This is a genomic window from Acidovorax sp. Root568 (assembly GCF_001427445.1).
Taxonomy (GTDB): domain Bacteria; phylum Pseudomonadota; class Gammaproteobacteria; order Burkholderiales; family Burkholderiaceae_C; genus Acidovorax; species Acidovorax delafieldii.
This window is the reverse complement of record NZ_LMGP01000001.1, coordinates 395,484-407,807: the sequence shown is the minus strand read 5'-3', so window position 1 is coordinate 407,807 and position 12,324 is coordinate 395,484. Positions and strand designations below refer to the sequence as shown.

Annotated in this window: 10 protein-coding genes; 3 read left to right on the top strand and 7 right to left on the bottom strand. The window is 67.5% G+C overall.

Going from position 1 to position 12,324, the window contains the following annotated elements; all coding sequences use genetic code 11:
* Window positions 1-26: 26 nt before the first annotated feature.
* Window positions 27-1,079 (bottom strand): peptidase U32 family protein, encoded by a 1,053-nt coding sequence (locus ASD75_RS01865; RefSeq protein ID WP_200947547.1) that lies wholly within the window; start codon window positions 1,077-1,079, stop codon window positions 27-29.
* Window positions 1,080-1,319: 240 nt separating this feature from the next.
* Between ASD75_RS01865 and ASD75_RS01860 the strand changes: the two genes are divergently transcribed.
* On the top strand, window positions 1,320-2,504 hold the full coding sequence (locus ASD75_RS01860; RefSeq protein WP_056742640.1) for an MFS transporter: 1,185 nt from the start codon (window positions 1,320-1,322) through the stop codon (window positions 2,502-2,504).
* On the opposite strand, the gene ASD75_RS01855 is transcribed toward ASD75_RS01860, so the two are convergent.
* Window positions 2,490-3,416, bottom strand: coding sequence for a LysR family transcriptional regulator (locus ASD75_RS01855; RefSeq protein ID WP_056742639.1), 927 nt, complete (start codon window positions 3,414-3,416; stop codon window positions 2,490-2,492). The genes ASD75_RS01860 and ASD75_RS01855 overlap by 15 nt on opposite strands.
* A 158-nt stretch (window positions 3,417-3,574) precedes the next feature.
* Here ASD75_RS01855 and ASD75_RS01850 point away from each other — a divergent pair, with 158 nt between their 5' ends.
* Window positions 3,575-4,945, top strand: coding sequence for a M20/M25/M40 family metallo-hydrolase (locus ASD75_RS01850; protein ID WP_056743189.1), 1,371 nt, complete (start codon window positions 3,575-3,577; stop codon window positions 4,943-4,945).
* A gap of 130 nt (window positions 4,946-5,075) precedes the next feature.
* Window positions 5,076-5,558: a YidB family protein gene (locus ASD75_RS01845; protein ID WP_056742638.1), complete on the top strand. Its 483-nt coding sequence runs from the start codon at window positions 5,076-5,078 to the stop codon at window positions 5,556-5,558.
* Window positions 5,559-5,627: 69 nt separating this feature from the next.
* On the opposite strand, the gene ASD75_RS01840 is transcribed toward ASD75_RS01845, so the two are convergent.
* From ASD75_RS01840 to ASD75_RS01820, 5 genes are all read right to left on the bottom strand, one after another.
* The gene (locus tag ASD75_RS01840; protein WP_056742637.1) at window positions 5,628-6,506 is read right to left on the bottom strand and encodes an alpha/beta hydrolase; all 879 of its coding nucleotides are present in this window, start codon (window positions 6,504-6,506) and stop codon (window positions 5,628-5,630) included.
* Between the two features lie 138 nt (window positions 6,507-6,644).
* Window positions 6,645-7,172 carry a peroxiredoxin gene (locus ASD75_RS01835; RefSeq protein ID WP_082564846.1) on the bottom strand — a complete coding sequence of 176 codons (528 nt, stop codon included), beginning with the start codon at window positions 7,170-7,172 and terminating at the stop codon, window positions 6,645-6,647.
* Between the two features lie 66 nt (window positions 7,173-7,238).
* Window positions 7,239-8,729, bottom strand: a complete 1,491-nt coding sequence (locus tag ASD75_RS01830) for a M20 family metallopeptidase (protein ID WP_056742633.1) — start codon at window positions 8,727-8,729, stop codon at window positions 7,239-7,241.
* Window positions 8,730-8,799: 70 nt separating this feature from the next.
* Entirely contained in the window at window positions 8,800-10,026 is a 1,227-nt protein-coding gene (locus tag ASD75_RS01825) for a GGDEF domain-containing protein (RefSeq protein ID WP_056742632.1), read from the bottom strand.
* Between the two features lie 99 nt (window positions 10,027-10,125).
* Window positions 10,126-12,189, bottom strand: coding sequence for a methyl-accepting chemotaxis protein (locus ASD75_RS01820; protein WP_056742629.1), 2,064 nt, complete (start codon window positions 12,187-12,189; stop codon window positions 10,126-10,128).
* Between the last annotated feature and the right edge of the window lie 135 nt (window positions 12,190-12,324).

Below are 12,324 nucleotides of genomic sequence, written 5' to 3'. Positions count from 1 at the left end.
CCTCAGGGGGTTGTCGCCTGATCATTTCATTTCCAGGGGCGGTGGTAAGCGCCCAGCGTGTGCTGCTGGCCTTCTGCCACCTGGTCCAGGCTGGCCATCCAGCGCGTCTTGGGCGCATAGCGGTGCGGGTAGGCCAGGCACTGGTCCATGGCCTCGCGCCAGACCTGGGTGACCTGCGCCACATAGGCGGGGCTGCGCTGCCGGCCTTCGATCTTGATCGCGCGCACACCCATCTTGAGCAGCTGGGGCAGCAACTCCAGCGTGTTGAGGCTGGTGGGCTCTTCGATGGCGTAGTAGTTCTCGTCATCCCCCACGTCGAAGCGGCCCTTGCACAGCGTGGGGTAGCCCGCGTTCTCGCCGGGCGCGTAGCGGTCGATGAGCACGCCGTTCAGGCGCGACTCGCGGCCCTGCGGGGTCTCCACCCAGCGCACGGCCTTCGGGGGTGAACACACGCCGTGCGTGTTGGGCGATTCGCCCGTCGCGTACGACGACAGCGCACAGCGCCCCTCGACCATCACGCACAGGCTGCCAAAGCCGAAGACTTCGATCTCGACCGGCGTGCGGTCGATGACTTGGCGCACCTGCTCCATCGACAGCACACGCGGGAGCACGGCGCGCACGATGCCGAACTGCTCGCGGTAGAAGTTGATGGCCTCGTAGTTGGTGGCCGAGCCCTGCACCGACAGGTGCAACCGCAGCCGGGGATGGTGCTGCACCGCGTATTGCATGAGGCCGGGGTCGGCCAGGATGACGGCGTCCACGCCCAGGTCCACCGCCTTGTCCAGGGCGCTGCGCCACGGCCCCGGGTTGGCCGCCTGGGGGTAGGTGTTGAGTGCCATGAAGACCTTGCAGCCGCGCGCATGCGCATGGCCAATGCCCTGGGCAATGGCCGCCTCGTCGAAGTTGAGGCCCGCAAAGTTGCGCGCGTTGGTGGCGTCGCGCAAGCCCAGGTAGACACAGTTGGCGCCGTGGTCCACAGCGGCCTTCAGGGCGGGCAGGCTGCCCGCGGGGCAAACCAGTTCCATGGCAGGGCCAGCCGCCTCGGGCAAGGCGGCGGCCGTCGATTTCAAGGGATCCATCACAAGCATTCAAACGCTGGCCCCGGTGGGGAGCCACAGCACTGGGCGCCACCATACGGGGGGCTCTCCGCGCATCCGCTGATCTTCATCAACGGCAGTGCACAATGCCGGAGCAAAGCAGTCGGGTTTTGATGTGCTCCAGCCTTCCCGGCGTTCCACACCGCCCACCGGCCTTGACTTGCATCCAGTGCCCTGCGTGGGACATCCATTTCATAAAGACGCCAAAAGGCGCCCTCTGCCGTGAACAAGAACCTGTGGTTGCTGGCCCTGTGCCAAGGCCTTTTCCTGACCAACAACGTCGTCTTCATCGCCATCAACGGGCTGGTGGGGCTGCAGCTCGCGCCCTTTGGCTGGATGGCCACGCTGCCGGTGATGGGCTATGTGGTGGGCGGTGCGCTGTCCACGCCCCTGGTGGCCAGGACGCAAATGCGCTGGGGCCGCAAGGTGTCGTTCCAGATCGGGCTGGCCGTGGCCGTGGTGTCGGCCGCGCTGTGTGCCTGGGCCGCGTTCAGCGCCAGTTTCTGGCTGCTGTGCACGGCCACGGTGGTGGCGGGCTACTACAGCGCCAACGGTGGCCTGTACCGTTTTGCCGCCGCCGAACTGGCCAAGCCGGACTACCGCGAAAAGGCCGTCTCGCTGGTGCTGGCCGGTGGCCTGCTGGGCGCCGTGGCAGGTCCCAACCTGGCCAGCGCCACGCGCACGCTGTTCCCGGTGCCGTTTGCGGGCGCCTATATCGCGCTCATCGGCGTGGCACTGTTGTCGATGCTGTGCATGACAGCCATCCGGTTCGAAATGCAACCCGTGGTGCTCAACGCTGCGGGCCAACGCGAGCCAGGGCGCCCCCTTTCTGTGCTGATGCGCCAGCCTGCCTTCGTCGTGGCCATTGTGGGTGCCGCGTTGGGCTATGGGGTGATGAACCTGCTGATGGCGGCCACGCCGCTGGCCATGCAGGTGTGTGGCTTTGACTTTGATGCCTCGGCACTGGTGCTGGAATGGCATGTGATCGGCATGTTCGCGCCCGGCTTTGTCACCGGCCACCTGATCAAGCGGTTTGGTGTGTTGCCCATCATGGGCACGGGGGTGTTGCTCAACCTGGCGTGTGTGGCGGTGGCGCTGATGGGCGTGGAGCTGCACCACTTCGGCATTGCGCTGTTCTTGCTGGGCGTGGGCTGGAACTTCCTGTTCACCGGCTCCACCACGCTGGCCATGACGGCCTACCGCCCGGAGGAGAAGGACCGCGCCCAGGCAGCCATCAACTTCTGCGTGTACGCCACGCTGGCGCTGAGTGCGTTCTCGTCGGGCGTGCTGGTCACGACGCAGGGCTGGACGCTGTTGAATGCCGGATCGCTGGTGCCGATTGTGGTGACGGGGCTGGCGCTGGCCTGGCTGGGTTTGCAGCGCCAGCGTGTTTCAAGCGGCGCCTGAAGACCGGCCTACCGCAGCGCCCTCTGCCTGCGCCGTGGTGCGCAGCCACTGTGCAAAGGCCGCCACCGCAGGGTCTTCCAGGCGCCCCGGCGCCACAAAGAGGCTGTAGCCCCGCGCACCGCTGTCGTGGTGCGGGTGGGCCAGCACCAACTCGCCCGATTGCAGTTCGCGCTCCACAAAATACCGGGGCACCAGGCCAATACCCAGATCGGCGCGCACCGCCTCCACCAGCATCGAGAACAGATCAAAGCGGTGGCCGCCCAGGGTGTGGGCCGGCACGCGCGTGATGCCCGCGCGGCCCAGCCAGTCGCCCCACGCCCCCAGGCGGGAGCTGAGCTGCAACAGCGGCACGGCCCGGAAGTCGCCGCGCTCTGTCGCACGCCGGTGGCGCGACTGCGGTGCACACACGGCCACGCAGACCTCGGGCATCAGGGGCGCTGGCACCACACCGGGCCAGGCCGCGTCGTCATATTGCACGGCCACGTCGAACGGTATCTCCGCCATGTAGATCTGCGTGGGGTACACCTGCAGGTGCAGGCTGCAGCCTTTGTGCTGTGCAAGGCAGGCCGGCAGACGGGGCAGCAGCCACCGCTCGGCAAACACCGGCACGCAGCCCACCAGCAGACGCGCGCCATCGGGCCGCTGGGCCATGGCTTCGAGCGTGTGGTTCTGCAGCCGCAGCAGGTCGCCCACGATCTGCGCGTGGTAGCGGCGGCCCACGTCGGTGAGGGTGGAGCCGCGCGCGCCACGCTGCACCAGCTGCAAGCCCAGCTGGCCCTCCAGCAGGCGCAGCTGCTGGCTCACGGCGCTGTGGGTGAGGCAGAGTTCTTCGGCGGCCTTGCTCACGCCGTGGTGGCGCGCCACAGCATCAAAAACAAGCAGGGCACGGGTGCTGGGGATGTGTTTGCGCATGTAAGAAAAACTGTCGGCTCGGCAGATTAAAGCAGAGCCCGGGGGCGGGGTTCGGTCCAACAATTGCATTGCACTGCATGCCGGCCCGCGGCTCCATCCACGATGGCTGGACAGGCCGGTCACTCCTTCCGTTTGTGTTCGTGTTTCGCTGGATCACCATGACTCTCCCTCTCCATACCTTCCGTGCCACAGCCCTTGTGGGTGCCATGGCCCTCGCCTGCGCCGCCTTGCTGCCCGGTGCCGCCCATGCGCAGTTCGGCGCCGTGGCGCCCACGCCCACCACGCTGCGTCCCGCCGTGGACAAGGCCTACGGCCAGCTCATGGCTGCGCCCCAGATCCTGCAGCTGCTCGACGCCGTGAAGGCCGACCACGACCGCGCCACCGAAGACCTGCGCATGCTCACCGAGATCGAGGCGCCGCCGTTCAAGGAACAAAAGCGTGCCGAAGCCTTCCTGGCCCGGCTCCAGGCCCTGGGCCTGACCAACGCCGCCATCGATGCCGAAGGCAATGTGGTGGGCGTGCGCAAGGGCACCGGCAACGGGCCCAAGCTGGTCATCTCGGCCCACCTGGACACCGTGTTCCCCTCCGGCACCGACGTGAAGGTGAAGGAGCGCGACGGCAAGCTGTATGCGCCCGGCATCTCCGACAACACGCGCGGCCTGGCCGTGCTGTTGTCGTGGCTCAAGGTGTTGAACGACCAGAAGATCGCCACCGTGGGCGACCTGGTGTTTGTGGGCAATGTGGGCGAGGAAGAGCTGGGCAACCTGCGCGGCATGAAGCATTTGTTCAAGGAGCACCTGGACATCGACGGCATGGTGGCGCTGGAGCCCGCGCCCGATGGCACGGTGCTGGTGCTGGGCACGGGCAGCCACCGCCACGAGGTGACCTTCAAGGGCCCGGGCGGCCACAGCTACGCCGCGTTCGGCGAGGTGCCCAGCGCCATCCACGGCATGGGCCGCGCCATTGCCAAGATCGCCGAGATCCGCACGCCCAAGAGCCCCAAGACCACCTTCACCGTGGGCACGGTAGGCGGCGGCACGTCCGTCAACACCATCGCGCCGGATGCGCGCATGGCGGTGGACATCCGCTCCGACGAAATGGCCCCGCTGCTGGCCACCGAAAAGCAGGTGTTGGCCGCCGTGGACAGCGCCGTGACCGAAGAGAACGCACGCTGGGGCGTGAACACCCTGAGCGCATCGACCAAGCTCATCGGCGACCGGCCCGGTGGCCGCACCGCCGCCGACGCGTTGATCGTGGAGGCCGCCGTGCGCGCCAACACGGCCTTTGGCCGCAAGACGGTGCTGGCCGGTGCCAGCACCGATGCCAACGTGCCCATGGCGCTGGGCATCCCCGCCATCGTGATCGGGGGCGGCGGCAAGACGGGCGGCTTCCACGCACTGTCGGAGTGGATCGACCTGACGGATGCCTGGAACGGCGCCCAGACCTCGCTGGTCACGGTGCTGGGGCTGGTGGGGGTACAAGGTGTGAGTGCGCCGCTGCTCGACAAGCGCCCACCCCGCACCAAGTAGTGGCGCGGCACCCCAGCGGCGTCACCCCGTTCACGATTGTTGACACGAAAGCGCCGCAGAGGTGCGTACCATGGATGGTTAAGTCCGGGCTGGCGCACTGCCGCCCTTCATTCCTCTGCAGGAGAACACCATGGGTTTGCTCGATTCCGTTCTAGGTGCCGTCATCAACAACGCGTCACAAGGCGGCAGTGGCGCCGCTGCGGCGGGTGGGGCCGGTGGTGGCCTGGGTGGCCTGCTGAGCCTGGCCGCACAAAACCCGCAGTTGGTGCAGGCCGTGATGTCCCTGATCAGCAACGATGGCCCGGTGGGCGGCCTGCCGGGGCTGATGGCCAAGTTCCAGCAGGCAGGGCTGGGCAATGTGATGGCGTCCTGGCTGAGCACGGGGCCCAACCACGCAATATCGGGCGAGCAGCTGTCCCAGGTGCTGGGCAGTGGCCCGCTGGCGCAGATTGCGTCGCAACTGGGCGTAGGCCCCAGCGCTGCGGCGGGGCAGCTGGCGCAGGTGTTGCCGGGCCTGGTAGACCACCTGAGCCCCCAGGGCCAGGCGCCCCACGGCGGGTTTGGCAATGCCAACGATCTGCTGGGGATGCTCGGCGGCCTACTTCAAAAATAATAGCAACCGGGTCATATTGCACTAGCGCAACCAGCCGTTTTCTCTGATATCAGGCCACCCGGTGCCTGCCTACGGCTTTGCAGGTACCGCGCAGCGCCGCACCAGCCATTGCCGCAGCAGGTCGAACACCGGCTCCGCCAGTTCCGGGCTTTCGTTGAACAGCTCGTGGAACAGGGGCTCAAAGCAGTGGGACTGCACCACGGCCTTGGGTGCAGCGGCCGCAAAGGCACGGCTGCCCGCGGGGTTGACCAGTTTGTCGCTGCCCGCCCACATCAGCAGCGTGGGCACGCTCCAGTGCGCAGCACGGGCGACGGTGGCGGGGCCACCCTCGGCAATGAAGCGGGCAAGGCGCGCGCTGATGCGGTCGTGGCACAGCGGGTCGGCCAGGTAGGCCGCCACCACGGCGCTGTCATGCGAAAGGTACTGTGCATCCAGCCCATTGCCCACGCGCAGGTTGGGCGCGATGCGCGGCAGCGTGGCCAGCAGCAGTTTTTGCACGGCGCCCAGGCCGGCATCGAGTGCGGGGGAGGACAGCACCAGTGCATCCACCGGCCGCAGGTGCAGTGACACAAACCGCGAGGCCACCAAGCCGCCCATGCTGTGGCCCAGTAGCACCAGGGGTTGCCCTGCCGGCATGCGGGCGCGGGTGGCGTCCACCAGGTCCGCCAGATCGTCCAGCAGGCGCATGTCCGACGTGAGCCCGCCGCGCGGCCCGGCCGATTCGCCATGGCCGTATTGGTCATAGCCCCGCACCGCAAATCCCCAGTCGTTGAGGCGGCGGGCCAGCGCGTCGTAGCGGCCCACATGCTCGCCCAGGCCGTGCACCAGCAACACGGTGCCGCGTTGCGGCTCACCCTCGGGCAGCGGCCAGTCCTGCACGGCAAGGTTCTCGCCGTCGCTGGCGGTGAAGGTGGTCAGGGTCGAAGGAAGCAGTTCGTCAGAAGTCATGGAAAGCAGGGCATTCGAGACGCGATGGGACAGCATACCCGGCGCACCCAAATACCCGATGCACTAAATGGTCAGGCTTGTACTGCCGGCAAGACCCAGAGAGCGTGACCCCTGATCGGGCGAAGCTGCTCGGGGTTTTCAAGCCAGAGATACCCAGAGGTCATCCCAGTCGGTGGGCAGGAAATTGCCTTCGCGCCGCAGCACTTGCTGGTGCTTGCGGTTGAGCACGAAGTGCGTGGGACGTCGCGAAATGGCGCCAAAACTGTCCTTGTGCCCCTCGGCGTTTCGCCAGGCAATGGGAAAACGCTGCTCGGCGGGCACTGATACCTTGAGCAGCTCGATGTACTGCATGAAGTCAGAAGCCTTCTCATCCATGTTCACGCCCAGCAGCACAAAGTCGCGCTGGCGATTGGCGGTGTAAAACTCGCGCATGAGGCGCAACTCGTTGGTGCACAGAGCGCAGCCAGCGGTGAAAAAGCTCACCAGACACACCTTGCCCGCATAGTCCGTCAGCATGACCGGTTTGCCTTCGCTGTTGGTACCGGTCAGCGTGTGAAGCGGGCCCGGTGTGCTGCCGCCAGCCGGGGTCTGGGCCGTACCGGACGCCGGCGCGAGAGTGGCAAGGGCAGCTGCAGAGCAGGCGTGGAGAAATACGCGTTTTTCCATGGTGTGACCCGGTGATGGAAGCGTGAGGAAGAGCACCCAGGGCGCCTGGTGTGGCGCCCTCTGGTGTCAGGGGGCCGTGGCCGCAGCGGCTGCCTGCTGGGCCATGGCCGCCATCACGTGTGCCACGGAGGCGGTGAGGCGCTTGGCATAGGGCACGTGCAAAAACTCGTTGGGGCCATGCGCGTTGCTCTTGGGGCCCAGCACGCCACACACCATCATCTGCGCGGTGGGAAAGCCTTCGCTGAGCATGTTCATGAGCGGAATGGTGCCGCCCTGGCCAATGTAGCCGCAGGGCGCGCCAAAGTGCGCCTGCGAAGCCTCGTTGAGCGCCTGCTCGAACCAGGGTGTGGTGGCCGGGGCATTCCAGCCCGTGGCACCGCCGCCGCTCTGGAAGGTGACCTTGGCCTGGTAGGGCGCGTTGTCTTCCAGCAGCGCCTTCAGGTCCTGCACGGCTTGCGCTGCGTCCACCAGCGGGGGCAGGCGCAGGCTGAGCTTGAAGGCGGTGTAGGGTCGCAGCACGTTGCCAGCGTCCTGCAGCGCCGGAAAGCCTTCGGCCCCGGTGACGCTGAGCGTGGGCTCCCAGGTGCGCTTGAGCAATGCCTGCACCGGGTCGGTGGTGGTGGGCAGTGCAAACGTGGTGGAGCCGCCGCAGTCGTAGTGCGCCCAGGGGAAGCGGCGGTACACCTCTTCGCCCAGGATGGCCGCCGTGGCGCGGGCCTGGGCCAGCCGGTCGGCGGGCACTTCGCAATGGAAGCTGGCGGGCAGCAGGCGGCCAGTGGCGCTGTCTTCCAGCCGGTCCAGCACCTGCCGCATGATGCGGAACGACGAGGGCACCAGGCCCGAGGCGTCGCCCGAGTGGATGCCCTCGGTGAGGATCTCGACCTTCAGCGTGCCGCTGGCCATGCCGCGCAGGCTGGTGGTGAGCCACAGCTGGTCGTAGTTGCCGGCGCCCGAGTCCAGGCACACGACCAGCGCCACGTTGCCCATGCGGGGCTTCAGTGCATCGATGTAGGGCAGCAGGTCGCGCGAGCCGCTTTCCTCGCAGGTTTCAATCAGACCCACGATGCGCGGGTGCGGCACGTTCTGGCGCTTGAGTTCCTGCACCGCAGCGATGCTGGCGTACACCGCATAGCCGTCATCGGCGCCGCCCCGGCCGTAGAGCTTGCCGTCTTCGTACTTGGGCGTCCAAGGGCCCAGGTCGCTGCGCCAGCCAGAGAACTCGGGTTGCTTGTCCAGATGGCCGTACATGAGCACGGTGTCGGTGGCATTGGGCTGGGTGGCGGCGATCTCGAAGAACAGCACGGGGGTGCGGCCTTCCAGGCGCACGATTTCGAGCGTCAGGCCCTCGACCTTTTGCGACTCCACCCAGGCGGCGGCGTTGCGCACCACGGTGTCGAGCAGGCCCAACTCGGCCCAGTCGGCCGCGAACGTGGGGGACTTGGCAGGGATGGCGATGTAGTCGGTGAGCTGGCGAACAATGTCGCTGTCCCAGGCCTGGCTGACACGCTGCAGGGCAAGCTCAGGCTGAAGGACTTGGGAGGGCACTCGGGCGTTCATGGTGGGGCTCCTGAAGGCGGAAGGTGATCAATCCGCCATTCCAACACAACCCCCCGCCGGGCGCCATCGATCAATACAGAGACTCGGGCAGGGTCTCGGGATTGGCCTGGGCCGCCAGCTGGGCGCTGGGGCGGCGCAAGCCCGTGGCCACCTCGACGCGGTTGCGGCCGTTGTTCTTGGCCTGGTACAGCGCGCGGTCGGCGGCAGCAATCAGCATGTCCCAGCTGTCACCCGACTCCAGCCGCCCGCCAAACACGCCAATGCTCACCGTGACCGCAATGCCGGGGCCGGGCACGCCATCGGCGGGGCAGCGGGACTCCTCGACCGCCTTGCACAGCTCGCGCGCCAGCTGCTCGGCGCCCGTGAGGCCGGTGTCGGGCAGCAGCACCATGAACTCCTCGCCCCCGTAGCGGCCCACCAGGTCCTGCGCACGCACGCGCTGGCGCAGCACATTGACCACGCTGCACAACACGCGGTCACCGGCGGGGTGGCCGTACTGATCGTTCACGTCCTTGAAGTGATCGATGTCCACCATCATCAGCGCCATGGGCTCGCGCATGCGCTGCGCGCGGGCCACGTCGCGGTCCAGCGCGGCGATCAGCGAGCGGCGGTTGGCCACGCCGGTGAGCGGGTCCAGCGCGGCCAGCACGCGGTTGTTTTCGTCGGCCCGGTCACGCGACATGAACACAAAACCCACCGAGCTGACGAGCACCACCGAGAAGGTGGCCAGAAAGGTCAGCGTTTGCAGCGCACTGCTTTGCAGGATGTTCGTGGCCTCGGTGTGCGTGCTGATGGCCACCAATGCACGGCCCCCCAGCACCACGGCCTCCAGCAACAGGCCCGCCACCAGCAGCCATTGCCCGCGCCCTACGGTGGCATGCCGGTGCGACAGCGCTGCCAGCAGCGCCCACACGGCCTGCAGCCCGATGACCAGGCCCACAAAACTCACCCGCGCCGGAAAGTTGTCGATGAACACCGAGACAAAAACCAGCACCAGCGCCGGTGGGGCCAGCAGCAGCGGCCAGCGCACCGGCCGCCCCTGGAACTGGTAGACCGCAGCAATCATCCCCACGAACACACTGGACAACATCAGGTTGCCCACCACGATGGACAACACATCGGGAATCAGGCCGCGCAGCATGATCAGCAGGTGGCCGATGGCGTTGACCAGCAGGGCCGCCGCCCAGCGACCCAGACCATCGCGCCGCCGGCCCCAGCCCACCACGGCCATGGAGGCCGCCATCATGAGGGAGCTGGCAATGATCATTGCCAGCATGGTGGGGACGTGGGCGGCCATGGATGCAGGTGGGCGGGGGAGTGAAAGGAATCAGACCAGCATAAACCAAGGGCCACAGACCGCAAACCGCCGGATGACCACCCCCACCGTTCGTGCGCCCTATTGCAGCTGGGCGGGCGCCCGGGCTCCGCTGCCGGGCGCGTGCTGTCCCTCGCCGTCGTCGGTTTGCGCCATGGGCGCAGCCAGGGCCCCGCGCGGCGAGTAACCCAGGCCACCGTGGGTCGCCGTGCCGTCGCCGCGCGAGAGTTTGAACACTTGCACCGCGCCCGCCAGCCGCGTGGCCTGCTCGCGCAGGCTTTGCGCAGCGGCGGCCGATTGCTCCACCAGCGCAGCGTTCTGCTGCGTCATCTGGTCGAGCTGGTTGACGGCGGTGTTGACCTGGCCGATGCCGTCGGACTGTTCGGTCGATGCGGCCGTGATCTCGCCGATGATGTCGCCCACCCGTTTGACCGAGCCCACAATCTCGTCCATGGTGCTGCCCGCGTTCTGCACCAGGCGCGCGCCCGACTCCACCCGCTCTACGGACGCACCAATCAGCGCCTTGATCTCGCGCGCGGCCTCGGCGCTGCGCCCGGCCAGGTTGCGCACTTCGCTGGCCACCACGGCAAAACCCCGGCCCTGCTCACCCGCGCGGGCGGCTTCTACCGCAGCGTTGAGCGCGAGGATGTTGGTCTGGAACGCGATCGAATCAATCACGCCGATGATGTCGGCGATCTTGCGCGAGCTCTGGTTGATGTCGCCCATGGTGGTGACCACCTCGCCCACCACCTGGCCGCCGCGCGCGGCGACCTCGGCCGCGGTGCTGGCCAGCTGGTTGGCCTGGCGCGCGGCGTCGGCCGACTGGCGCACGGTGGAGGTCAGGTGCTCCATGCTTTGTGCGGTCTGCGCCAGGCTGCTGGCCGTGGCCTCGGTGCGGGCCGACAGATCCTGGTTGCCGCTGGCAATCTCGGCGCTGGCGGTGGTGATGCTGTCCACGGCATTGCGCACCTGCTGCAGCATCTGCGTATAGCGCTGGCGCATGCCCTCCACCTCCTGCACCAGCGCGCCGATCTCGTCGCGCCGCGTGGTGTGGAAGGCCTCGGTCAGGTCGCCCTGCGCGACCAGCGTGATGGCCTGGGTCAGGTCCTGCAGCGGGCGGCTCACGCCCCGGCGCAGCATGACAAACAGGCCGATGGCCAGCAGCACCACGGCCACGGCCATCAGGCCCCACACGGCCAGCGTGACGCGCCGCTGGCTGGCCATGGCCTCGCCGTCGGCCACCTCGGCCACCACCCACCAGCCGCCACCGGTCTTGCGCACCAGCGCCCAGGGGTTCTCGGCGCCTGTGCCCAGCACGTCTGCGGCCTCGCGCACAAAGCCGTCCTGCGATGCGGCCAGCGCTTCAAAGAAGGGGCGCGCCTGCGGGTAGGCCTCCAGCACGCGCTTGCCGCGCGCGGTGGGGTGGTACACAAACACGGCCTGGTCCAGCGAGGTGCCAGGGTTGATCACATAGGTGCCGCCGTGTTCGAAGAACTTCGTCTGCGCCACCTGTTTTTGCAGCATGGCGTGGAACACGCTGATGTCGTTGCCGATGAACAGCAGCGCAATGACCTTGCCCGAGGCGTCCTTGGCGGGCAGGTAGTGGCCCATGAAGGGCTTGCCGTTCACCACCGTGACGCCAGTAAAGGGCTCGCCCTTGGACACCGTGGCGTAGGCCGGGTCGGTGCGGCCAAGCGGCGTGCCCATCTGGCGCTCGCCCTTGTCGTTCTTGACCGAGGTGGTGATGCGGATGAAATCGTCGCCCTTCTTGGCAAACACGGTGGCAATGCCGCCCGTCTCGCTGGCAAATTTGTCGACCGAGCCATAGTCCTCGTTGACCAGCGCGCCGTAGCTGCGCAGCTCGCCCGAGGCTTCGTCGAGCTGCATGGTGGCCTCGAAGTAGCGCTGAAAGCCCTTCATGGTCAGCTGCACCAGCTCGCGGTTGGTGTTGTCGGCCGCGTCCAGCGACTGCGCCACGCTCTGCGCCGTGTCGCCCACGCTGGCCACCACCTGGGCGCGGGTGCTGCGCTCGGTCAGCACGGCAATCGCCAGCCCCACCAGCACCAGCACCAAGGCCACCAGCGCAATGGCGGTCAACGTGACCTGGCGCGCGACGGATCGGTTGTTGGCAAGGGATGCGGGCATGCGGGGTGTCTCCTGGAATGGAATGCGGAAAGCCGGCTGGGCCGGTCTGCATTCACTCTAAGCGCAGCACCTTGTTACATTTATTCACGCATTCCCTTACGCATTCGCGCGTATTGGTGCCGACCGCCGAAACGA